The 22,170-nt window shown below is 66.1% G+C and carries 23 protein-coding genes; 14 read left to right on the top strand and 9 right to left on the bottom strand.

Annotated elements, in window-relative coordinates:
* Nucleotides 1-59 precede the first annotated feature (59 nt).
* From LC060_RS07850 to LC060_RS07865, 4 genes are all read left to right on the top strand, one after another.
* The gene (locus tag LC060_RS07850; protein ID WP_226634258.1) at nt 60-1,532 is read left to right on the top strand and encodes an aldehyde dehydrogenase; all 1,473 of its coding nucleotides are present in this window, start codon (nt 60-62) and stop codon (nt 1,530-1,532) included.
* Nucleotides 1,529-1,966, top strand: coding sequence for a nuclear transport factor 2 family protein (locus LC060_RS07855; RefSeq protein ID WP_226634260.1), 438 nt, complete (start codon nt 1,529-1,531; stop codon nt 1,964-1,966). Before LC060_RS07850 ends, LC060_RS07855 begins: the two co-directional genes overlap by 4 nt.
* Nucleotides 1,967-2,123: 157 nt before the next feature.
* Nucleotides 2,124-2,903, top strand: a complete 780-nt coding sequence (locus LC060_RS07860) for an SDR family NAD(P)-dependent oxidoreductase (RefSeq protein ID WP_226634262.1) — start codon at nt 2,124-2,126, stop codon at nt 2,901-2,903.
* 137 nt (nt 2,904-3,040) lie between these two features.
* Nucleotides 3,041-4,027 carry a GGDEF domain-containing protein gene (locus tag LC060_RS07865; RefSeq protein WP_226634271.1) on the top strand — a complete coding sequence of 329 codons (987 nt, stop codon included), beginning with the start codon at nt 3,041-3,043 and terminating at the stop codon, nt 4,025-4,027.
* On the opposite strand, the gene LC060_RS07870 is transcribed toward LC060_RS07865, so the two are convergent.
* The 5 genes from LC060_RS07870 to LC060_RS07890 are packed head-to-tail and all read right to left on the bottom strand — an operon-like array spanning nt 3,993 to nt 6,644.
* Nucleotides 3,993-4,499 carry a nuclear transport factor 2 family protein gene (locus LC060_RS07870; RefSeq protein WP_226634273.1) on the bottom strand — a complete coding sequence of 169 codons (507 nt, stop codon included), beginning with the start codon at nt 4,497-4,499 and terminating at the stop codon, nt 3,993-3,995. The genes LC060_RS07865 and LC060_RS07870 overlap by 35 nt on opposite strands.
* Nucleotides 4,496-4,921 carry a nuclear transport factor 2 family protein gene (locus LC060_RS07875; protein WP_226634275.1) on the bottom strand — a complete coding sequence of 142 codons (426 nt, stop codon included), beginning with the start codon at nt 4,919-4,921 and terminating at the stop codon, nt 4,496-4,498. Before LC060_RS07875 ends, LC060_RS07870 begins: the two co-directional genes overlap by 4 nt.
* A gap of 8 nt (nt 4,922-4,929) precedes the next feature.
* The gene (locus LC060_RS07880; RefSeq protein ID WP_226634277.1) at nt 4,930-5,457 is read right to left on the bottom strand and encodes a DUF3237 domain-containing protein; all 528 of its coding nucleotides are present in this window, start codon (nt 5,455-5,457) and stop codon (nt 4,930-4,932) included.
* Between the two features lie 7 nt (nt 5,458-5,464).
* Nucleotides 5,465-6,226, bottom strand: a complete 762-nt coding sequence (locus LC060_RS07885) for an SDR family NAD(P)-dependent oxidoreductase (RefSeq protein WP_226634279.1) — start codon at nt 6,224-6,226, stop codon at nt 5,465-5,467.
* A 1-nt stretch (nt 6,227) separates the two neighbouring features.
* Nucleotides 6,228-6,644 carry a nuclear transport factor 2 family protein gene (locus tag LC060_RS07890; protein ID WP_226634281.1) on the bottom strand — a complete coding sequence of 139 codons (417 nt, stop codon included), beginning with the start codon at nt 6,642-6,644 and terminating at the stop codon, nt 6,228-6,230.
* 112 nt (nt 6,645-6,756) lie between these two features.
* Between LC060_RS07890 and LC060_RS07895 the strand changes: the two genes are divergently transcribed.
* The gene (locus LC060_RS07895) at nt 6,757-7,152 is read left to right on the top strand and encodes a nuclear transport factor 2 family protein (protein ID WP_226634283.1); all 396 of its coding nucleotides are present in this window, start codon (nt 6,757-6,759) and stop codon (nt 7,150-7,152) included.
* Nucleotides 7,153-7,227: 75 nt separating this feature from the next.
* Nucleotides 7,228-8,691 (top strand): S41 family peptidase, encoded by a 1,464-nt coding sequence (locus tag LC060_RS07900; RefSeq protein WP_226634285.1) that lies wholly within the window; start codon nt 7,228-7,230, stop codon nt 8,689-8,691.
* Here the strand turns inward: LC060_RS07900 and LC060_RS07905 are convergent.
* Complete coding sequence (locus LC060_RS07905) at nt 8,679-10,238, bottom strand: FAD-binding oxidoreductase (protein WP_226634287.1); 1,560 nt, start codon at nt 10,236-10,238, stop codon at nt 8,679-8,681. The genes LC060_RS07900 and LC060_RS07905 overlap by 13 nt on opposite strands.
* Nucleotides 10,239-10,325: 87 nt before the next feature.
* Here LC060_RS07905 and LC060_RS07910 point away from each other — a divergent pair, with 87 nt between their 5' ends.
* The 4 genes from LC060_RS07910 to LC060_RS07925 all read left to right on the top strand — a co-directional run bounded on the left by LC060_RS07910 (nt 10,326) and on the right by LC060_RS07925 (nt 13,682).
* Complete coding sequence (locus LC060_RS07910) at nt 10,326-10,877, top strand: MarR family winged helix-turn-helix transcriptional regulator (RefSeq protein ID WP_226634289.1); 552 nt, start codon at nt 10,326-10,328, stop codon at nt 10,875-10,877.
* Nucleotides 10,878-11,069: 192 nt separating this feature from the next.
* A complete protein-coding gene (locus LC060_RS07915) occupies nt 11,070-12,305 on the top strand; it encodes a multidrug effflux MFS transporter (protein WP_226634291.1) in 1,236 nt (411 codons plus the stop codon).
* A gap of 30 nt (nt 12,306-12,335) precedes the next feature.
* Nucleotides 12,336-12,722, top strand: coding sequence for a VOC family protein (locus LC060_RS07920; RefSeq protein ID WP_226634292.1), 387 nt, complete (start codon nt 12,336-12,338; stop codon nt 12,720-12,722).
* 117 nt (nt 12,723-12,839) lie between these two features.
* Nucleotides 12,840-13,682 carry a p-hydroxycinnamoyl CoA hydratase/lyase gene (locus tag LC060_RS07925; RefSeq protein WP_226634299.1) on the top strand — a complete coding sequence of 281 codons (843 nt, stop codon included), beginning with the start codon at nt 12,840-12,842 and terminating at the stop codon, nt 13,680-13,682.
* A gap of 204 nt (nt 13,683-13,886) precedes the next feature.
* Here LC060_RS07925 and LC060_RS07930 read toward each other — a convergent pair whose 3' ends face one another.
* Complete coding sequence (locus LC060_RS07930) at nt 13,887-16,016, bottom strand: acetate--CoA ligase family protein (protein ID WP_226634301.1); 2,130 nt, start codon at nt 16,014-16,016, stop codon at nt 13,887-13,889.
* A 149-nt stretch (nt 16,017-16,165) separates the two neighbouring features.
* On the bottom strand, nt 16,166-16,594 hold the full coding sequence (locus tag LC060_RS07935; RefSeq protein ID WP_226634303.1) for a MarR family winged helix-turn-helix transcriptional regulator: 429 nt from the start codon (nt 16,592-16,594) through the stop codon (nt 16,166-16,168).
* A gap of 140 nt (nt 16,595-16,734) precedes the next feature.
* On the opposite strand from LC060_RS07935, the gene LC060_RS07940 reads away from it, so the two are divergent.
* Entirely contained in the window at nt 16,735-18,159 is a 1,425-nt protein-coding gene (locus tag LC060_RS07940) for an aldehyde dehydrogenase family protein (protein WP_226634305.1), read from the top strand.
* Nucleotides 18,160-18,368: 209 nt separating this feature from the next.
* Here LC060_RS07940 and LC060_RS07945 read toward each other — a convergent pair whose 3' ends face one another.
* On the bottom strand, nt 18,369-19,490 hold the full coding sequence (locus LC060_RS07945; RefSeq protein ID WP_226634307.1) for an NAD(P)-dependent alcohol dehydrogenase: 1,122 nt from the start codon (nt 19,488-19,490) through the stop codon (nt 18,369-18,371).
* A gap of 137 nt (nt 19,491-19,627) precedes the next feature.
* Here LC060_RS07945 and LC060_RS07950 point away from each other — a divergent pair, with 137 nt between their 5' ends.
* Genes LC060_RS07950 through LC060_RS07960 form a run of 3 tightly spaced genes read left to right on the top strand, consistent with a single transcriptional unit; the run spans nt 19,628 to nt 21,952 of the window.
* Nucleotides 19,628-20,770: a cobalamin-independent methionine synthase II family protein gene (locus tag LC060_RS07950; protein ID WP_226634309.1), complete on the top strand. Its 1,143-nt coding sequence runs from the start codon at nt 19,628-19,630 to the stop codon at nt 20,768-20,770.
* Nucleotides 20,767-21,168 carry a nuclear transport factor 2 family protein gene (locus LC060_RS07955; RefSeq protein WP_226634311.1) on the top strand — a complete coding sequence of 134 codons (402 nt, stop codon included), beginning with the start codon at nt 20,767-20,769 and terminating at the stop codon, nt 21,166-21,168. Before LC060_RS07950 ends, LC060_RS07955 begins: the two co-directional genes overlap by 4 nt.
* A gap of 28 nt (nt 21,169-21,196) precedes the next feature.
* Nucleotides 21,197-21,952, top strand: coding sequence for an IclR family transcriptional regulator (locus tag LC060_RS07960; RefSeq protein WP_226634313.1), 756 nt, complete (start codon nt 21,197-21,199; stop codon nt 21,950-21,952).
* The last annotated feature ends 218 nt before the right edge of the window (nt 21,953-22,170 follow it).

The raw sequence follows: 22,170 nt of genomic DNA on the forward strand, positions 1-22,170 counted from the left end.
CACCCTCCGGCATCATTGCCGGATCGCAAGCCGTGCGCAAATGGAAGAGGACACCTGCAATGACCCCTGAAGGCGTGGATATCCGCAACCCCGAGAAACTCTACATCGGTGGCAGCTGGATCGAATCAACCGGCACCCAACGCTTCGAACTCGTCTCGCCCAACAGCGAGGAGGTGATCGGCGTGGTCGCCGACGCGACAAGTGCCGACATGGACAAGGCCGTTGCCGCGGCGCGCGAGGCTTTTGACACCGGCCCCTGGCCGCAGATGAGCCCGGCCGAACGCGGGGCCGCCGTCCTGCGCTGGGCCGAGGAACTGGAAAAGCGCGAAGCGGAACTGTGCGCCTGCTGGACCGCTCAGGTCGGCGGCCTGTCCAGCTTTGCCCCGCAGATGCACGGCGGCGCGACCGCGACAATCAAGTTCATTGCCTCGCTCGGCAAGGATTTCGAGTTCGTCGTGCGCCGCCCCAGCCAGATGGTCGACACCGCGCTCGTCGCCTACGAGCCGGTCGGCGTTGCCGCCTGCATCGCGCCCTGGAACGCACCTTACGGCATTCTCTCCAGCAAGGTCGCCTACGCGCTGGTTGCCGGCTGCACGGTCATCATGAAGCCCTCGCCCGAGACCCCGCTCGAAGCCTATATCATGGCCGAGGCGGCGGAAGCGGCCGGCATCCCGGCGGGCGTCGTCAACCTGGTGTGCGGCGGGCGCGATGCCTCCGATCACCTCGTCAACAACCCCGGCATCGACAAGGTCAGCTTCACAGGTTCCACCATCGCGGGCAAGCGCATCGGCGAGGTCTGCGCGGGCCGCGTCGCGCGCTGCACGCTGGAACTGGGCGGCAAGTCGGCCGCCATCGTGCGCGACGACTTCCCGATCGAGGCCGCCGCCGCGATCCTGGGCAACACGATCACCGTGATGAGCGGGCAGGTCTGCGCCATGCTGAGCCGCGCGATCGTCACCAAGTCGCGCCACGACGAACTGGCCGAGGCCATTGCCAAGGTCATGCAGGGCGTGAAGATCGGGGCCAGCACCGCGCCTGACACGCAGCTTGGCCCCCTTGCCATGAAGCGCCAGCTCGAACGCGTCGAGGACTACATCGCCATCGGCAAGCAGGAAGGCGCGGATCTCGTCACCGGCGGCAACCGGCCGACCACGATGAACAAGGGCTACTTCCTGGAGCCCACCCTCTTTGCCAACGTCGACAACACCAGCCGCATCGCCCAGGAAGAGATCTTCGGCCCGGTCCTCAGCCTCATCCCGGCCGAGGACGAAGAGGACGCGATCCGCATCGCCAATGAAAGCGCCTTCGGCCTCAACGGCTCGGTCCTGACCAACGACCACGAAGCGGCCTACCGCATCGGGCGCAAGGTGCGTGCGGGCGGTTTCGGCCAGAACGGCATGCGTCTCGAATTCGGCCTGCCTTTCGGCGGTTTCAAGCAGTCGGGCATCGGCCGTGAGGGCGGCGTGGAAGGGCTCTACTCCTTCCTCGAGAGCAAGACGATGCTGCTCGACGGCATGCCCTCGCAGCTGTGAGCGCGTCTGCCGCGCCGATGCCGCTGTGCGAAGCAGACTACCTTCGCTACATTAAGGCCTTCAACGCGCGCGATTACGCCGCGTTGGAGACCTTCTTCACCGACGACTTCGTGCTGGAGAACGCAGGCTTCGCGGTGCGCGGCAAGCCCGCGTTCCGCGAATTCTACGCCTTCTTCCACGAATACTGCCGCGAAACCGTGGACTTTCGCGGGTTCTATCCCGGGACCGAGGGCTTCGTCGGCCATGTGATCATCACGTTCGAGGGGCTGAAGGACCTCTCCCAGGAGGTGCTGGAGGCGCGTGGATTTTCCGGCATGTCACTCGTGCCGAAAGGCGCGCGGGTCGAGGTCGAATTCCTGATCCTCTACAAGGTCAACGCGGCCGGCCTCATCCACCACATCAAGGGCGCGGTCTGGGAGCCGGAACGCCCCTGAGCCGAGACGGGCGCCCCGCGCCTGTGCCTTGCAGGGCGGGCGCTTCATGACCACATCCCGCCGCGGCAGGCTCCATCCAGGGGCCTGGCGCGGCTTTGTTTTTCCCGCACGGCAGGGCCGTCACGACCACCCCGAAGGAGCGGGAAAGGAGCGCGACATGGCCCGCATTTTCGTCACCGGATCAACGCAGGGGATCGGGCGCAACGCCATCCAGACGCTGATCGGCAACGGACACGATGTCATCCTCCACGCCCGCTCGAAAGAGCGCATCAACGCCTTTGGCGCGCTGGCCAACGTCAATACGGTCCTGACCGGCGATCTTGCCAGCCTCGAGGAGGTTCGCGCCCTTGCCCGAGCGCTCAACGAAACGGGCCCTGTCGACGCGATCATTCACAACGCCGGGATCATCGACACGACGCGCGAGGTGACTCGTGAGGGCATTCTGCGCGTCCTCATGGTGAACGCGATTGCCCCTTACATGCTCAGTCTGCTCGCTGAGCGCCCTGCGCGCCTGATCTTCACCGGCAGCTCGATGCACCATGGCCATGAGGAAGCGCTCGACGACATGGACTGGCGCGAACGCCGCTGGTCGGGCGCAAGCGCCTATGGCGAGAGCAAGATGCTGCTGACCGCCATGGCCAATGGACTTGCCCGCCACCTTCCCGACACCCCGTGCCACACTGTCGATCCGGGTTGGGTGCCGACCCGCATGGGCGGCGAATCGGCCAGCGATCCCCTCGACGAGGCCCACCTCACCCAGTGCTGGCTTGCGACCTGCTCGAAAGACGAAGCTGGCGCGAGCGGGGGCTACTGGCACCACATGGAGCGCCGCGAGCCCGATCCCAAGACACAGGACACGAAGGTCCAGGACGCCGTCCTCACGCGCTTTGCCGCACTATCGGGCGTCGCCATGCCCACCGCTGCGTCGCGACCATGACAGCCCCCTTTTCTAGTTAACGCGAGGCGCTTATAGGGCTGATCTAGACACTTCGCAAAGCCACGATCTTAGCCCGTTCTTAAGTATTTCAGGATACTTAACGCGCCTCCACCACTCCTACGGTATCCGACCTCCCATTGGCTCAGGCTGTCCCTCCCTTTTCCATCTCGCGGGCCGTCTTCGAGGCGATCACCCCCAGGGATTCGTACACGTCCGAGGCCGACGCGCAGAGTGGCGGCACGCCCGTGGCGATCGGAGCCTTTTCGTGCGATCTGGGCGATCAGAGCCTGCGCTGGAACGAAGCGACCTTCGAACTTTTCGGGTTCGCCCCCGGCGAGCAGGTCGACCGGCGCGTGGTGCTCGACATGTATGCCCCCGAATCGCGCCGTCTCCTCGAGGCGCGGCGCGCGCAGGCCATCGAAGTGCTCGGGGCCTTCTCTCTGGAGGCGCAGATTCATACCGCCGACGGCGAGGAGCGCTGGCTGCGCATCCATGCCCATGTCGAATCGCGTAACGGCCAGGCCCTTCGGCTGCACGGCACCAAGCAGGACATAACCCACGAGCGCCGACACCTGCGCAAGCTGGAGGAACTCGCCTTCACCGATCCGGTCTCGGGGCTGGGCAACCGCGCGCTGTTCCACGCCGCCTTTCTCCATGCGCCCCACGCGCCTTCCTCGCCGGCTTCGCGCGAGATGATCTCGGCTGGCGCGCTGGTGCTGTTCGACTTCGACCACTTCAAGGCCGTCAACGACGCCTTCGGCCACATCGCAGGGGATGCCTGCCTTGCCCGCTTCGGTGCGCACTTGCGCAGCGCCTTTCCCGAAGCCCTGCTGCTCGCCCGCATCGGGGGCGACGAGTTCGCCATGGTGCTTGCCCAGGATCAGGACGAGGACCAGTTGCAGCAGCGCCTGAACGCCGCCCTGCAGTCGCTCGCCACACCGTTCGACTGGGAAGGAACGCCCCTCTCGATCCGCGCCTCGTTCGGTCTCGCCATGCCCCGGCCTTGCGAGCCATCCTCGCCGAGCGAGCTCTTCCGCCGGGCCGATGCCGACCTCTACCGCTCGAAGGAGCGCCGCACGCCGCGCGCGTCTAGTCCAGACGCTGCGAGTTGGGATCGGTCCTGAGCATCGCCGCGCTCTTGATGGCCGGATCCCAGTGCTCGGCTATCCGGCCATCCTCGATACGAAACAGGTCGAACCAGCTGGTGTGGTAGGTCTCTCCGTCCTCGCCCGTTTCGGTGCGCACGAAGGCCATCGTCACCATGTCCCGCTCCGCCACGATGGAGACCAGCGGCAGTTCGATGGTGGGCCGGACCTCGCGCGCCGGGCGGGAGCCGCGAATGAAGCTTTCCAGCGCCTCGCGCCCACTGACGACGTTGGGATTATGTTGGATATAGCCCTCGGCAATGAATTCGTGCGCGCGCTCGGCATGGCCGCCCTGCAGCACGATACGGTACATGTCATAGCAAAGCCGCTTGTTCGCCGCGAGGACAGGGTCCGCACTGGCAAGCAACTGCGCATGGTCGGCCGCCACCATCGGCGGGGTCTTTCCCTCGGGCACGGTGGCACCGGGAACCAGCTGCGTGGCCGTGCTCATGTGGGCTCTCCCGGCTGTTCCTCGGCCCAGGAGCGCGCCCACTTACGGGTGTCGTCCCAGTGCTCGACGATGAGGCCATCTTCCAGCCGGTACATGTCGAACGCGTGCCCGGGGTAGGTTTCCCCGGGACGCCCCGGATCGGGCTGGTCCTGGTGCCAGATCACCACGACCGTGTCGTCCTGCGCCACCGTGCGCACCAGGTGCTTGGTGGCCGGCGGCACGAAGCCCTCGGGCGGATTGCGGATAAGGTCGGTGAGGTGCAGCAGTTGCTCGCGCCCCGAGGGCAGGTTCACCGCATGCTGGACGTAGTCCGGGTGGATATAGCGCAGCACGGCCTCGCGGCTCCCCTCGCGGATCACGCCCTGCCACATCTCTAGGACAATGCGCGCGTTGCGCTGCTGGAGCGTCTCAGCTTCGGCCATCACGCGCCTCAGATCAACGCGTAGTAGCGCAGCAAGTTGCCATCCGCGCGCCGCTCGCCCACGCCGATGAAGACGTGCTTGGTCAGCCAGTCGTGCTTACCCACCGGGCATTCGAAACTGGGGTTGCCGCGCAGATAATATTCCTGCTGCTCAACCGGCTCCCCCCCCTTGAAGGCCCAGTCGCGCAGGCGCTCCATCGTGCCGGGCTTGCGCCCCCACAGGAAGCCCCGGTTGTTGAGCAGGATCAGCGTCCCATCGTCCTCCTCCAGCATGTAGCGCGCGTCGAACACGGCGACGTCGTCGGGGCGGAAGGTCGCATAGTCACCGCCCGATCCCGGCACCGCCTTGCCCTTCAGGTGAGGCCCCTCAAAGGTCCCGCCATCGACATAGACCGCGCTGCGGTTGCCCCCCATCGGGGTGTTGGCGATCATCTGCACGCGCGGAAAGGTCAGGCGCACTTCCATCGCGAATTCGAGGCGCGGGTTGTCGAGCGTCGAGAAAGGCCCGGCAAAGGGCGTGGTGTCGTTGTGGGTCATGCCATCCTTATCCGATTTCCAGCGCGCCGCCATCGACCATCAGGTTCGCGGCAGTCACGAAACTTGCCTCGTTGGAGGCGAGGAAGAGCACCGCATCGGCCACTTCCTTTGCCGCGCCCATGCGCTTCATCGGCACGGCCGCGATCATCTGCTCGCGCATCGCCTCGACCGCCGCCTCGTCCATGCCGGGATTGCGGTAGAGGAGCGGCGTCTCGATGGGGCCCGGGCTCACCATGTTGACCCGGATCCCGCGCGCGACATACTCGCCCGCGAATTGGCGCATGGCGAGCGCAAGGCCTGCCTTGGCCGCGCCATAGGCCGCGTTGCCGGGCACGAAGGCATGGCCGCCGATCGAGCCGGTGACGACAATCGCGCCCCCTTCGCCCATCAGCCGCACTGCCTTCTGCATGGCAAAGACACAGCCCCTCAGGTTGATCGCGTGGACCTGGTCCCAGTATTCGCTCGTCATGTCCTCGATCAGCGAAAATCCGCCCATCCCGGCGTTGACCATGAGGACGTCGATCCCGCCCTCCTCGGCCGCCACGGTCTCGTAAAAGGCGTCCATCGCGGCCAGATCGGAGATATCGACCGAGTTGCCTTTTGCCCCGGGGATCGAGGCGACGGCGCTGGCGATGGTCTGCGGGTCCCGGCCGGTGAGGCGCACGCCTGCACCTTCCTCGGCAAACCCCTGTGCGCAGGCCAGCCCGATGCCGCTGTTACCACCCAGGACAACCACCCGCTTGCCGGTGAAGCGATCCGCGCGCGCCATCTCAGAACGGTCCGATCGGGTTGGGGCTCTCACTGGGGACTTCCATCATCACGTCCCAGTGCTCGACCACCATCGTGTTCTCGAGCCGGAAGATATCCATGATCGCGTAGCCCGTATCACCCGGCCAGCGGCGCAGATGGTAATGCGCGATGACGTGATCGCCATCGGCAAAGATGCGCTTGATGTCATGGCACGGCTCGGGCGAATGGACCTTGGCCTCGCGCAGGAACTGCTTGAGCGGTTCGGTGCCCTGCCCCACCATCTGATTGTGCTGAATGTAGTCGGGCACGATGAACCGGTCGACCGCATCGGGATCGAGCGCGTCGAGTACCTCGCGGATCATCGTGCGTACGTGGTCGATGTTCGCCTGTTCCTGTGCGGTATAGACGCGCGTCTCGGGCTCTGTCGTCTGGTTCAAGCTCTCTCTCCCTTCGCTGCATCGGGGCAGTCGTTGCGCGCAACCGTAACGCTCGTTATCAATATGCGCAAGGCGGAGCGACACGCCATTTCGACGAGAGAGGACCTGCCCGATGACCCGCGAGGACTACGACCGTTATGCCGCGGCCTTCAACGCGCGCGACTACGATGCCGTCTATGACTTCTACGCGCCCGGCGCACACCTGACCTTCTTCGGCGTCGACCTCGCCACGCGCGAGGCGTTCCGTGATTTCTATGGCTTCCTGCACGACCACGTGGAGGAAACGCTGACCATCGAACGCTTCGCCGCCAGCGACGAACTCGTTGCCCTTGAAGGGGTGATCCGCATCGAGGCGCGCAAGGACCTGACTGCAGAAGCGCTCGCCGCACAGGGGCTCGAGCAGTTCTTCCCGATCCGCAAGGGCGAGGTCCAGGAACTTCGCCAGTACATCCATTACCACGTGACGGATGGCCAGTTCACGGGCGTCTCTTGCGCGCTGATGGAGTGAGCCCCCGTCGATCCCGGTCGGCCCTCCATCGAGCGCACGCTTGAGCCCGGCAAGTCGCGCGCTAGCATGGCGCCCATGATCCGTGTTCCTGCTGCGGCGCTCCTCGCCGCCACCTGCCTCAGCGCGCCCCTGTCCGCCCAAGCCCACGCGGCGCAATCCGAAGCGGCGCGCCCGTGGGAGGCGGCAGGTCCTGTGCAGAGCATCGTGCGCGGCGACGGCTCCACCGATCCGGCCGTGCGCGGTATCTGGCGCTCGCGCGGCTATGGCTGGGTGCTCAAGATCGACGCGGCTGGCGTCACCCGCTATCAGGAGGGCGCGACCTGCTATCGCCCGCCAGCGGCCAGCAATGCGCAAAGCGAGATGGACAGCGCGCGCTACCGCTATTTCCGCGCGCTTTCCGGCAGCAAGGCGGCGATCTTCCAGCTGCTGGAGGGGGACACCAACGTCGTCTTCGACCGCCTCCCCGCCTTGCCCGCAGCCTGCAGCGCGCCGACAGATCGCACGCCCGGCGCCGTAGCCACGGCCTTTCTCGACCATTTCGAACGCCACTACGCCTTTTTCGATAGGCACCCTCCCGGGTTTGCGGCGCGCCGCGCGGCGCTGCGTACGAAGATGCAGCCTGGCATGGACGAGGCCCAGCTTTGGGACGCGCTCGCCGCCTTCATGGAGGGGCTTTCGGACAGCCACACCAAGCTCCTGGGCGAAGTCGACGGGCAGCGCCGCCGCGTGCAGGACGGCCAGGGCGAGACTCTCCCGCGCATCCGTGCCCGCGAGGGTGGCGAACCCGCCTGGCTCGGCACGCTCATCGAGCAGACCACGGCAAAGCTGGGGGAGAGCGCGCACACGGCCGGAGGCGGGCGCATCGTATGGGGCGTGATCGACGGGCGCGTGGGTTATCTGCAGGTCTTCGTCATGGGCGGCTTCACCGAGCGCAGCGACTTTGCGACGCCGCAGTGGGCCGAGGCGGAAATGGCCGCGTTCAACGATGCACTCGATCAAGCCATGGCCAACTTTGCCGGGCTCGATGGGGTTATCGTCGATCTTTCCAACAACCGGGGCGGATGGGACCAGATCGCAAAGGCCCTGCCTGCCCGCTTTCTCGACACGGCGCAGACTGGCTTCACCACACGCGCCCGCGGATCAGGGCTTGCCCCGTTCCCCCACACCATCACGCCCGCCACGGGTACACGTTTTGCAGGTCCCGTCTACGTGATGACGAGCGATGTGACAGTGAGCGGCGGCGAGCTCGCCACGCTCGCCTTTCGCCAGAACCCGCGCGTCACGCAGGTCGGCACCCGCACGCGCGGCGCGTTCTCCACACCTCTTGCCAAGCCGCTTCCCAACGGCTGGCTCCTCGAACTCGCGAACGAGACCTTCGCCGCGCCCGATGGCACGGTCTACGAGGAAACCGGCCTTGCCCCGCAGATCGAACTGGAGATCTACCCCGGAGACGCCCCCGTTGCCGGCCACTGGAACGCGGTCGAGACGGTTGCCGCGATGGTGCCCCGCGCCGAGGCTCGCAGCACTCAGCCCCGGTAGCGCGCGGGCCAGATCCCCTGCTTGCCCGGCGCCAGAATGCCATGGGGATCAAGCGCATCCTTGAGAACGCCGTTGAGGCGTCCCATCGCACCCATCCCGGAGGCGTCCGCGCCGTAGTTCTGCGTGGCCGCCACCGTGTCCATGGCATCGATATGGGTGCGGTACTCGCCATACCCCTCTTTCGCCGCGTCCGCGATCAGCGTGTCCATCAGCTGGGGCACGGCGCGCGCCATCTGCGCGTTGTCGCGGTCGTAGAGGATCTCGTTGATGTTGATAATCGCCCGCGCGCCTACCGAGAAGGCACCGTAATAGTCGATCCCCGCCGCCTCGAAGCGGGCTCGCGTGCTTTCGAACTGCGCCTGCGCGCGCGCACCGTCCGCGGGCAGGATCGGCGAGAAACCCAGGTGCCCGCCGCGCCCACCATACCAGTCGATCATGGCCATGTCGCGAGTGGAGGGAATGCCGGCATGGCTCGCGCCGAAGTCGTCGCCCTGGCGCCACATACGGGGCTCGGGCCGCTGCCCAAGCTGCGCCGCAAGCGCATCGGCAACGACCTCGAACTTGGCCCGGATCACCTTTTCGGGACCATAGAAATTGAGCTGCGAATTCCACCAGCCGATGCCCAGCTGGCTGCGGATGCCTGCGCCCACGTCCTCGGGCAGAAGGCCCTCGCCCTCGTACCACTGCGCGCGAGGCCCCACGAACGAGGCAATGCCCACGTAACTCACCCAGGCCGGGTCGTGATCGATCAGGCCGCGCTGACGCAGCGGGTAGAGCGCATCGACTCCGCGTGCGAGATCGCTGGCGTCGGGCAGCGCATAGTCCACGGACAGTGTCGCCTCGGGCGCGGGCATGAGCCACAGGCCAAGGCGCGTCACGATCCCGAAGTTCGACTGGCAGAACATCTGGTCCCAAGCCGGGCCGTACGTGTCGCGCGAAAGGTGCCAGGTCGCCGAGCCTTCCATCGCGCCGGTTCCCGTGCGCACCAGCGATCCGTCGGGGAGCATTACCTCCAGACCGCAGATCTGCGCGCCGTGATCGCCGTAAGGCTGCGGCCCCTTGCCGCGTTCGAGCGCATTGCCCGCTACGCTTCCCCAGGCATTGCCCGGGACCGAGAGCCAGAGCGGATGCCCGCGCCTGGCGAGTTCATCGTAGAGATCGTAGAAGCCCACCCCCGGCTCGACCACGCAGACGCCGCGCTTCGCGTCGATCTCGTGAATGCGCCTAAGCCCGGAAAGGTCCACCACCACGGCGCCCGCCTGGACCGGCGCGGCCCCGCCATAGCCGAAGTTCTTGCCGCGCGAGATCGGCCAGAGCGGGACCTTGTGCGCGTTGGCGGCCAGCACCACCTCGCGCAGTTCCTCGACCGAGCGCGGCGCCACCGCGCCCGAAGGCTCATGGCGCGCAAGATCGAAGCCCATCTGATCGCTGTAGGCCTGCCGGTCGTCCTCGCCCGTATGGACGCGATCGGAACCGATGGCCTGCGCAACCATTTTCAGGAACGCAGCGACGTCGTCCCTATTTACATTCACTCGGCTGTACTGCACGGAAATTTCACTCCTCATCCCTCCGGCGATAAGTAACATTCGTGATTATCTTGACAACCGACAAAGCTCCTGCCCAAATGTCCGCCAATGGCTGACACCGATCAGGAATCCTTGGGAGATGGAACTGACGCCGCCGCGCTGGAGGCGATGGAAACATCGAGCCCGCACGCGGAGATCCTTCACCGCCTGCTCAAGCTGTCGAACCGGTTGATGACCCCGTTCTCGGTCAATCTGGAGCACCAGTACAAGATCAGCATCAACGAGTTCCGCATGCTGATGCTGATCGGGCGCTACCCACATTCGGCCAGCCACGAACTGGCCGAACGTACCGGCGTCAACGCGATGAGCGTCTCGCGCGCGGTCTCTGCTCTGGAAAAACATGGCCGCGTCAAGGTTGAGCGGGACGAGACGAATCGCCGTCGCAAGCGGCTTACACTGACCGAGGAAGGCCATCGCCTCTATACGATCATGCGCCCGCAGACCGAGCGCGTGGCCGACTATCTCCTCTCCGATCTCAAGCCCCACGAAGTGGCCATGTTCGACCACATCCTGAGCACGCTGATCACGACCCTGGAAGCCACCGACGCGCAAGGGCAATCGCTCTTCCTCGAACGCACCCGCCCCGCCGACGAGGCCTGATCGCCGGGCCGCACAAGGCCCCTTCCTGGCCGGCGGCTTGCCCCCTCCATACCACCCTACACCATTCGTTTCCGCGCCATCGCGGCCGCGAAGGGTGCACGTGCGCCTTGCCTCGTTGGCTACACATACTATAACATTCGTTATTATGATGACCGACGCGCGCATGCACCGACCGGCCAGGACGATGGCCACATGACCTCCACCACCCCCCAGAGCCCAGCCGCCCCGGCGAGCGGCAAACCCACGCTCGGCTTCGGCATCGCGCTGGGCTTCCTCTCCGCCCTCGGCCCCTTCGCCATCGACCTCTATCTGCCGGCCATGCCGGAGATGGCGGGCGCGCTGCAGGGCAATGAGAACGCGGTGCAGCGCACGCTCTCGGCCTTCTTCTTCGGCCTTGCCTTCGCGCAAATACCGATCGGCGCGCTGGCGGATCGCTTCGGGCGCCGCACGCCTCTCATCTTCGGCCTTGCGCTCTTCATCCTCGCCTCGTTCGCCTGTAGCCTCGCGACCAGCCTGGACCAGCTCGTGGCGCTGCGCTTCGTACAGGGCATGGGCGCCTGTGCGGGCACCAGCAGCGCGCGCGCGATCATCCGTGACCTGCACCGGGGCCACCACGCGGCACGGCTCATGGCCTTCACCTTCCTCATCATAGGCATCTCGCCCATGCTGGCACCGCTCCTGGGCAGCGGCCTCCTCCAGTTCGTGTCCTGGCGCGGGCTCTTCGTGATCCTCTCGGGCGCAGGCCTGCTGGCCGCGATCTGCGTCGTCCTGTTCCTCCCCGAGACACTGGCGCCCGAAAACCGCGCGCCCGACTGGAGCGGGCTCCCCCGCGCCTTCGCCGCGCTGCTTGGCAACGGGCGGTTCGTTGGCTGGGCCGTGGTCGCGGGTCTTGCCACCACGGTCCCCTTCGCCTTCGTGACGGCCGCTCCCTTTGTCTACTCGGGCGTCTATGGCCTTGCTCCTGTCTGGTTCAGCGTGCTGCTCGCGGTGAACGCGGGCATGTCGATTGTCGCAACCCAGATTGCCCCGCATCTGCTCAAGCGCCTGGGGGCCAGCCGCCTGGCCCTGCGCGCCGCCTTGGGGGCTCTTGCCATCACCGCCACGCTTGGACTTGCTTCGGCGCTTCTGCCTGGCAGCGTGCCGCTCGCCGGGTTCCAGATCTTCTCCGTCCTGCTTTTCATGATCGCGGGCCTGGTGCTGACCCCGGCGGCGACGAGCGCGCTCGATTCGGTGCGCGAAGGTATTGGCGCGGCGGCCGGGCTCCTGGGTACGATCCAGCTCGCCGTCACCGCCCTCGCCAGCGCGGCGGTCACCCTCTGGCCGCCGGTATCGCTCCAGCCGCTGACGGTGGTCCTCGGGTCCGCATTCGCGCTGATGCTGGTGATCGTCCTTGCCATTTCGCGCAGCGCCGCCCCCGAGCAGGCCTGACACCAAACCCCGACACAAAAGAGGAATTCCATGTTCACCCACGTCTATTTCGGCAGCAACGACCTTGCCAAGTCCAAGGCGTTCTATGACGCGGCGCTGGGCGCGCTGGGCTACGGGGCCCAGCCCTTCAGCGACATCGGCTATGTCTACCCCTCCGAGGGCGGCGCGCTCGTGATCGCCCCGCCCGCCGACGGACAGCCCGCCACCTTTGCCAATGGCCACACGCTGGGCCTGGGTGCCGCAAACTACGACGCGGTCGATGCCTTCCACGCCGCCGGGATCGCGGCCGGGGGAAGCAGCGAGGGCGCCCCCGGCTTTCGCCCCAATTCGCCGGGCAACATGTACGGCGCGTACCTGCGCGATCCGGATGGCAACAAGATCTGCGCCTACGCCCCCAATGTGGGCCCGCGCGACTGACGGGACGCGTCCCACGACGCACGGTGACGGTTTCGCTTGATCGTGGCTTCCGATATTGTATCCTGAGGATACATAAAACGTCAGGCCGGGAGAGCCTGCAAGGAAAGGAAGACAAGGATGAGTGAAGAGCAAGCCGATACCGTCACCTACACGGTCGAGAACGGCGTCGCCTGGGTCTATTTCTCGCGTCCGGCCAAGCGCAACGCGATGAGCCCCAAGCTCAACCGCCGCATGATGGAAGTGCTCGACGAACTGGAGTTCCGCGACGACGTGGGCGCTCTCGTGCTCGGCGGCGAAGGCACGGCCTGGTCGGCGGGCATGGACCTCAAGGAATACTTCCGTGAGACCGAGGCCAACGGCCTTCGCGGCGTGCGCAAGTCGCAGTCGGAAAGCTACGGCTGGTTCCGCCGCCTGCGCTGGTACCAGAAGCCCACCATCGCGATGGTCAACGGCTGGTGCTTTGGCGGCGGCTTTGGTCCGCTCTTCGCCTGCGACCTCGCGATCTGTTCGGACGATGCCAAGTTCGGCCTCTCCGAGATCAACTGGGGCATCCTGCCCGGCGGCGGCGTGACGAAGGTCGTGGTCGACCTGCTGCCGATGCGTGACGCCATGTGGCTGACGCTGACCGGCGACCTCATCGACGGCAAGCAGGCAAGCGCGATGCGCCTCGTCAACGAGAGCGTGCCCGCCGACCAGCTCAAGGCCCGCACCTCCGAGATCGCCAACATGATGCTGGAGAAGAATCCGGTCACGCTCAAGTTCGCCAAGGACGCCGTGCGCCGCGTGGGCATGATGACCTACGACGAGGCCGAGGACTACCTCGTGCGCATGCAGGAAGCCTGCAACTTCCACGACAAGACCGAGGGCCGCAAGGAAGGCATCCGCCAGTTCATCGACGAAAAGAGCTACAAGCCGGGCCTGGGCGCCTACGACAAGGACCGCGCCAAGGCCGACAGCTGACGCTCTCCTGAATTAAAGGAAAAGCCGCTTTCCCATTGGGAAGGCGGCTTTTTTCGTGTGTAGGCAAGAAGAAGAGATTCAAGGGGCCATCGCCCCTTGACCCCCAAATGGGCAACCTCACCTGTCGCAGCCACCGCAGCGCGCGAAAGGTGAGGTCGACAGTTCGGGGAGCCCGAGGGCGATGGCCCTCGGAATCTACTTTGCTTAGCCTGAAATCAGCGCATCGAGCGCCAGCGCACCTTCCCCTTCGGGCAGCACCAAGACCGGGTTGAGATCGAGCTCGCCAATCTCGGGGGTCCCCCGCACGACAGCGCCCAGCGCCTCGACTGTGGCCGCAAGGGCGTCGAGGTCGGCCCTGGGCGCCCCGCGGAAGCCCTCCAGCAGCGGCGCCATGCGCAGTGTACGGATCTTCGCCTTGATTTCCTCGCGCGTGAGGTCGGGAGCAAGCAGCACGGCATCGTGCAGCAATTCCGCCGCCACGCCGCCAAAGCCGACGAGGAGCACCGGCCCCCAACTGGGATCGCGCTTGGCCCCGACGATCATCTCCACCCCGCGCGGGCCCATTCCTTCGACGAGCAGGCCATCGAGTTCGAGGCCGGGACGTGCCTTGGCGACATCGCCCTGCATCTTGCTCCAGGCCGCCTCCAGCGCATCGCCATCGGCGATGTTGATGATGACGCCGCCCGCATCGCTCTTGTGGCTGAGTGCAGCGGCCTGTGCCTTCAGCACGACCGGGTAGCCGATCCGCTCGGCAATGGCGCGCGCCTCGGTGGCGCTGGTCGCCAGTTCGCCGGGCGAGAAGAGCACGCCGTGGGGCGCGAGAAGCGCCTTGGCCCGGTATTCCGGGATCACCTCGCCCGGCGCCGGACCGTCGATGCGAATTGGCGCAGGTGCGGTTCCAGCACGCTCGCCGGTGCGACTGTGGGCCAAACGCGCGAGCGCCTTGAGCGCGCGTTCGGGGGTCGGGAAATAGGGCACACCGAGCTTGCGCAGCGCCGCGATATCGTCGTCAAGGACGCCCCCACCCTCGTCGACGCCCGCCACCACGACCGGCTTGGCCCCGCCAAGCTCGCCCACGGCCTGCGCCACGGCGGCGAACTTGATGTGGCTGGTGTGGGTATCGGTCTGGATCAGCGGCACGAGGATCGTGTCGATCCGATCATCGCTGCCGAGCGCGGCCAGCGTACGGTTGTAGAGCGTGGAATCGACAAGCCCCTGCGCCGTGATGTCGAGCGGATTGCTGACCGGCACGAAGACGGGAAGCGCCTCGCGCAGCGCCGGACTGTCCGCGTCCGTCAGCTTGGGCAGCGGCAGGCTAAGCTTCTCCGCCCCATCGAGCATCATCGCCTTGAGCGCGCCCGATTCCGAGACCACGGCCAGGTCGGGGCCCGGAAGCGTAGGACACCGCAGCGCGATCTCGGCCACGTCGCCCAGTTCCTCCAACCCCTCGACCATGATGACGCCCGCATGGGTGACGAGGGTCTCCATCACCGCATGGTCGCCCGCCATGGCGCCGGTGTGGGTGGCCGCACTCTCGCGCCCAGCCTCACTCGACCCCGGGTGCAGCAGGACAACGGTCTTGCCCTTGGCCCGCGCACGTTCAACGGCTTCCAGGTACTCCATGGGCTTGCGGAAATGCTCGACGATCATGGCAATGACCGAGGTGTCCTCGTCGCCGGCGAGATAGTCGAGATAGTCCTCGACCCCGCTCGCGGCCTCGTTGCCGGTCGAGATATAGCAGGACAGTGGTACATCGCGCGCGATCATGGTGGTGGCCAGCACGGCGGCCATCGCGCCCGATTGCGAGACCACGCCCACCTTCTTCGCGCCCTTGGCGCGGGCGGGCGGCAGTTCGACGAACGTCAGCGCGACGTTAGCGTCGAAATTGACGAGGCCAAGGCAGTTGGGCCCTTCGATGACCATCCCCGCCTCGCGCGCCACGCGCGCCAGTTCTTCCTGCCGGGCCAGCCCTTCGGCGCCGTCCTCGGCAAATCCGGCCGAGAAGATCACCGCCGAGCCGCAGCCACGCTGCGCCAGCGCCTTCACCGCATCGAGCACCGCGCCCTGCGGGATCGCGAGCACGGCCGCATCGATCCCGTCGGGCAGCGCGGACACATCGGGAACGCACGGACGCCCGCCGATCTCCTCGCGCTTGGGATTGACGAGATGAATGTCACCCGGGAAGTCCGCCTCGACCAGATTCTTGAGGACAGACGCCCCCAGCGAGCCCGGACGGTCCGAGGCTCCAACAATGGCGACGCTGCGCGGGTTGAGAAGGCGGTCGATCGCGGCTCTGGCGACACGATCCTGTACGGCGGCTTCCTGCACGGACACTTCAGTGCTCTCCCATCTGGTTCGCGCGCCTCCCCACGGGCACGGCGCAAGGCTTCCGGTCTTTTCCGGCAAGCGCCATCTTTGTATCCTAGGGATACATAGCACGCAAGCCGATTGCGCGCCGCCAACACCCTCGTGCGCGTAACGAATTATGGCTCGCGATGGTGCAGCCGCTGCAGCATTTCCAGAAGCGACTTGCGTTCGGCCGCGCTTAGTACGCCAAAGAAGCGCCGCTCGTTCTCCGCCAGCGCCACGTCGACATCGGCCGCGAACTGCTCCCCCTTGGCGGTCAGTTCCAGCGCATGGGCACGCGGGTCCGCACTCGGCGCACGCCGGATCAGGCCCCGCCCCTCGAGCAGGTCGACGATCTTCATCGCGCTCGACCGGTTGACGTTGAGGGCGCCGCCGAGCGCCGACTGCGAGCATCCCGGATTGGCACGAATGAGCAGAAGCGCGGTCGCGCGCGCGGGCGTGATATCAAGGTGCTCGAGCGCCGCACGCGCGGCTTCGTGCGCCATCGGATGGACCAGTTGAACCTGGTAACCCAACTGCCCGGCAAGATCGCCTCCCACCTTCATTTCCCGTTCACCCCACACCTTGCCATCTTTGTATCCCAGGCGTACATAAAGCCGCGCCCGAGAGAAAGGGACTTCGCGTCAATGCGCCTGACAGCGGGAAAGATTCCCTGTAGCATCGACGCTAAACAAGGAGAGCGATCGTGAAAACCGATTTCAAGCTGCTGATCGACGGCAAACTCGTCGACGGCGTGTCCACCTTCGACGTCGTCAACCCGGCGACCGAAGAGTCCTTCGCCCAGTGCCCGCGCGCCAGCGAAGCCATGCTCGACGAAGCCGTGGCCGCAGCGAAGGCGGCCCAGCCGGCCTGGGCCGCGCTGAGCGCCGACGAGCGTCAGGCCTATCTCAACAAGCTGGCCGACGCGATGGAAGCGCGTCACGAGGAATTCGGCCGTCTCCTCACCGCCGAACAGGGCAAGCCGCTCGACCAGGCGATGTACGAGATCGGCGGCAGCATCTACACCATCCGCGCCATCGCCGCGATGCGCCTGCCTGACCAGACCATGCGCGATGAAGGCGGCAACACCATCATCGAACACCGCACGCCGCTGGGCGTGTGCGCCGCAATCACCCCCTGGAACTTCCCGGTGATCCTGCTCGTGGGCAAGATGGCGCCCTGCCTCATCACCGGCAACACGATGGTCGCCAAGCCCGCGCCGACGACCCCGCTCACCACGCTGCTCCTCGCCGAACTGGCCGCCGACATCCTGCCCGCGGGCGTCTTCAACGTCGTGTGCGACCAGAACGAGCTCGGCCCCAAGCTCACCGGCCACCCGGACATCGCCAAGGTCTCCTTCACCGGTTCGACCGCGACCGGCAAGAAGGTCATGGCGTCCGCCGCCGAAGGCGTAAAGCGCGTGACGCTGGAACTGGGCGGCAACGACGCCGCAATCGTCCTCGATGACGTCCCCGCCAAGGTCGCCGCAGAAAAGGTCTACAACGGCGCCATGGCGAACGCGGGCCAGATCTGCGTCGCGATCAAGCGTGCCTACGTGCCGACCGCGATGTACGACGAATTCTGCGCCGAAATCGCCAAGCTGACCAAGGCCGCCGTCGTCGACGACGGCTCCAAGCAGGGCGCGACCGTGGGCCCGGTCCAGAACAAGATGCAGTACGACAAGGTCCTCGCCATGATCGAGGACGCCAAGGCGAGCGGCACGCTCATCGCCGAGGCCGCGAAGCCCGACAAGGCCGGCTACTTCATCGCGCCGACCGTCATCGGCGGCCTTTCCGACGACGCCCCGCTTGTGGCCGAGGAACAGTTCGGTCCGGTCCTCCCCGTCCTCACCTATGACGACATCGAGGACGTCATCCAGCGCGCGAACGACAGCCCGTTTGGCCTCGGCGGTACCGTCTGGGGCATGGACCAGCTGCGCGCCATGGACGTTGCCCGCCGCATCAATTCGGGCACGGTCTGGGTAAACCAGCACCTCGCCATCGACCCGAACATTCCGTTCCGTGGCTCCAAGCAGTCGGGCCTGGGCTCCGAGCACGGCACGGCCGGCCTCATGGAATACACCCAGGCGCACATCATCAATGCGGTGAACCTCGAAGCCGAACCGGCCTGATCCACCCTTTTCACCGACATGAAGAAAGGGCCGCCCCGGAAGGAGCGGCTCTTTTTCGTTCGGGTTTATGAAAAAGATGATTCCGAGGGCCATCGCCCTCGGGCTCCCCATAATGTCTGCCTCACCTCTCGCGCGCCACGTTAGTGAAGACTGGTGAGGTCGCCGATTCCGGGGTCCAAGGGGCGATGGCCCCTTGAATCATCCCTTCCTTACTGTTCTTCGGAAATCCTTAAGACCGGCTTGATTACCTCGCCGCTTTCACTCGCCGCGATAGCCGCGTTGATATCCTCAAACGCGAAGTGGCCGATCAGACGGTCGAAGGGGAAACGCCCGGCGCGGTAGTGCTCCATAAGCTCGGGCAGGAAGGTCACGATATCACTGTCGCCACCAAGGATTCCCATGACGCGGCGCCCACCGCCCATCAGTTCGGCCTCGTTGAGCGTGAGCGTATCGGCCGGGTCGGACGCGCCGACAAGGCCCAGGATACCCATCGGTGCGAGCAGGTGGAACGCCCCTTCGATCAGCGTGTTCACGCCGGTCGTATCAAACGCATAGCCCAGCCCCTGCGGGCACAGCTCGCGGATCTTCGCGGCCACGTCCTCGCGCCCGTTGATAGTGTGGGTGGCGCCGAGTTCCCGCGCGATCTCCAGCCGGGAATCGTGGATATCAATGGCGATGATGGGGTCTGCGCCTGCAATCTTCGCGGCCATGATCGCGGCCATTCCGACGGTCCCGGCGCCCCAGATGGCAATGGGCAGGCCTTTGCGCACCTGCATCGAGCGCAGCACCGCGCCCGCGCCCGTCATCAGGCCGCAGCCGATGGGGGCGAGCACGTCGAGCGGTACCTCGTCCATCGTCTCGGGCACCTTCACCACATTACGTTCGTGCGCGATGGCGTGGGTGGCAAAGCTTGACTGGCCGAAAAAGTTGCCGTGAAGCGGCTCGCCGTCGCGAAACAGCGTGGGGCTGCCATCGGCGCGCGCGCCCGACCAGTTGTGCGGGAAGAAGTCGTAGCAATAGGTCGGCGCGTCGACCGCGCAGCTGGGGCATTCGCCGCAGGAGTGGAAGCTCATCACCACCCGGTCACCCGGCTTGGCGACGGTCACGCCCTCGCCCACGGCCTCGACGATCCCTGCGCCTTCGTGACCAAGCACGATGGGCAAAGGCACCGGCAACTGGCGGTCGCGCACCGCAAGGTCGGTGTGGCAGATCCCGCAGGCGACGATGCGCACGCGCACTTCGTCGCTGCGCAGCGCGTCCAGGGTCACATCCGCGAATTCGAACGCGCTACCTTCGCCGGTGCAGATCGCGGCCTTTGCCATTTCGGTCATGATTTCAATATCCTCTCGCAGTTTCCCGCCCTCACTGCGGCGGGCATAGTATATTTCATGGATGCGAAGCTATACACATTTGTGAAAAAATGGCATGACCTCACAGGACTGAGAGGAGCCAACAAGGAGAGCCCCTGATGACGATCGACACGACCCACGTCGGCAGCCTGCCGCGCGGGAGCGAACTGACGCCGCTGCTGCTCGCCCGCGACAAGGGCGAGGCCTATGACGCTGCCGAATTCGACCGCGTGGTGCAAGCCGCCGTCGACGAAGGCGTCCGCAAGCAAGTCGAATGCGGCGTCACCATCGTCAGCGACGGGGAGCTCGGCAAGGTCGGCTACTCGACCTACATGATCGAACGCCTGACCGGCTTTGGCGGACACATCGACCGCAAGCCCGCCGCCGATCTCGCCGCACACCCGGATCTTTCCAAGAAGCTGTCCGCGATGATGGGCAGCCAGGAGTTCACCCGCGCCTCGTGCATCGGGCCGGTCCGGCTCAAGACGCTCGAGCCGCTGCACGAGGACATCCGCCGCTTCCGCAACGCGCTCGACAAGTACGGCAAGCCCGGCGTGCGCGGCTTCCTCAACGCGGCCTCGCCCGGGCTTGTCACTGCCTTCCAGGTCAACCGCCACTACCCCAGCCACGAGGCCTACCTCGCCGACCTCGTCGATGCGATGAAGCCCGAGTACGAGGCCATCGTCGCGGCCGGTTTCGACATCCAGCTCGACTGCCCCGACCTCGCGATGTCGCGCCACACCGGCTACCAGGACCAGGAGGAAGCCGAATTCCTCAAGACCGCCGCGGCCAATGTCGAGGCGCTCAACGCGGCCACCGCCGACATCGCGCCCGAACGCCTGCGCATGCACGTATGCTGGGGCAACTACGAGGGCCCGCACGACTGCGACATCGACCTTTCCAAGATCATCGACACGGTGATCGCCGCGCGCCCCGCCACCGTCCTGTTCGAGGCGGCGAACCCGCGCCACGAGCATGAATGGAAGGTCTGGCGCGATGCCAAGCTGCCCGACTACAAACTGCTCGCCCCCGGCCTCATCGACACCTGCTCGAACTATGTCGAGCACCCCGAACTGATCGCCCAGCGCCTTGAGCGTTTCATCGGCATTGTCGGCGTGGACCGCGTGGTGGCCAGCACCGACTGCGGCTTTGGCACCTTCGCGGGCTATGGCAAGATCGACCCGGACGTGACCTGGAAGAAGCTGCGCGCGCTGCGCGAAGGCGCCGACATCGCCGAAGCCCGCGCCGGGGTCCCCGCATGAGCGCAGACCTCACGCCCGAAACCGTGCGCGCGATCGAGCACGATTGCGCCAAGCTGGTTGCCCGCTACGCCAACCGCAACGATGCGGCGGACTGGGAGGCAGTGGTCGCGCTCTATGCAAAGGACGGGCGCATGGCGCGCCCGTCCGCCCCGGACGACTGGATCGAGGGGCGCGAGGCCATCCTCGCAGCCTTCACCGCCCGCGCCGCGCGCACCACCCGCCACGTGTGCTCCAACGTCGAGATTACCGTCCTTGATGCCGACACCGCCATCGGCGAGAGCGCGATGCTGCTCTTCACCGGCGAGAGCGTGCCCAAGGTCGGCTCGTTCGAGGATCGCTTCGTGCGCACGTCCGAGGGCTGGAAGTTCGCCGAGCGCCGCGGCCTGATGACATTCTGAGATAACGCGAAGGAAAGGTAGACCCACAATGGCCACCACAGGGGGGACGGGCTCGGGCGGCGCCGTCAAGTCGGCCATGCGCACGCTCGACATCATCGAATATGTCGTGGCCCATCCCACCGGCGTCGTCGCCCAGGAAATCTCGCAGGCGCTGTCGATCCCCGTCAGCAGCCTGTCCTACCTCCTGGGCACGCTCGTCGACCGTCAGTACCTTGTGCGTGCAGGACGTCTCTACCAGCCGGGCAGCGGGCTCGACCGATTGCGCCTTGCCCCGCAAGGGCTGCCGCTGGTCGAGCGCGTGCGCCCACTGGTGCGCACCTTGCGCATGCGGCTTGACGAGACCTCCTCGTTCTTCGTGCGGCGCGACTGGCAGATCGAGGCGATCATCACCGAGACCGCCGAGCACACCCTGCGCTATTCCATTGCGGTCGGCGCGCTGACCCCGATGCATTGCCTGGCTGCGGGCAAGGCGATCCTCGCCACGCTTTCCGAGGATGAACTCAGCGCCTATTTCGCCGGAACCCTGCGCGCGCAGTTCTCGGCCAACACGATCATCGACGAAGGCCAACTGCGCGAGGAACTGGCGCGCACCCGCGAACAGGGCTTTGCCGTCACCCGCAACGAGTATACGCCGGGCATCTGCGGCATTGGACGGGTGCTCAGGGACGCGGGCCAGGTCGTCGGCTCACTCGCCGTCGCCATCCCCGTAGTGCGCTGCGACGCCAGTGTCGAAGCGAGCGCAGGCGAAACGCTCAAGACCATCGCGGAGAGTTTTTCGGCGTGAAGTAGGCAGATGAGAGATTCCGAAGGCCATCGCCCTCGGGCTCCCGGAACTGTCTGGCTCGGCTTTCGCATCGGGCCTCGGGTACGAAGTGTTAGCTCGCTTGTGCTTGGGGCAAGGCAGACTGCCCGCCTGAGAAATAGGTTCTGCCTTACAATACGAGTTGCTGCTTGCGCCCCGTGTTGGACGGACAGCAGGCAGAACAGGCGGCTTGCCAACCT

This window comes from Novosphingobium profundi (genome assembly GCF_020524485.1).
In the GTDB taxonomy this organism is placed as follows: Bacteria; Pseudomonadota; Alphaproteobacteria; order Sphingomonadales; family Sphingomonadaceae; genus Novosphingobium; species Novosphingobium profundi_A.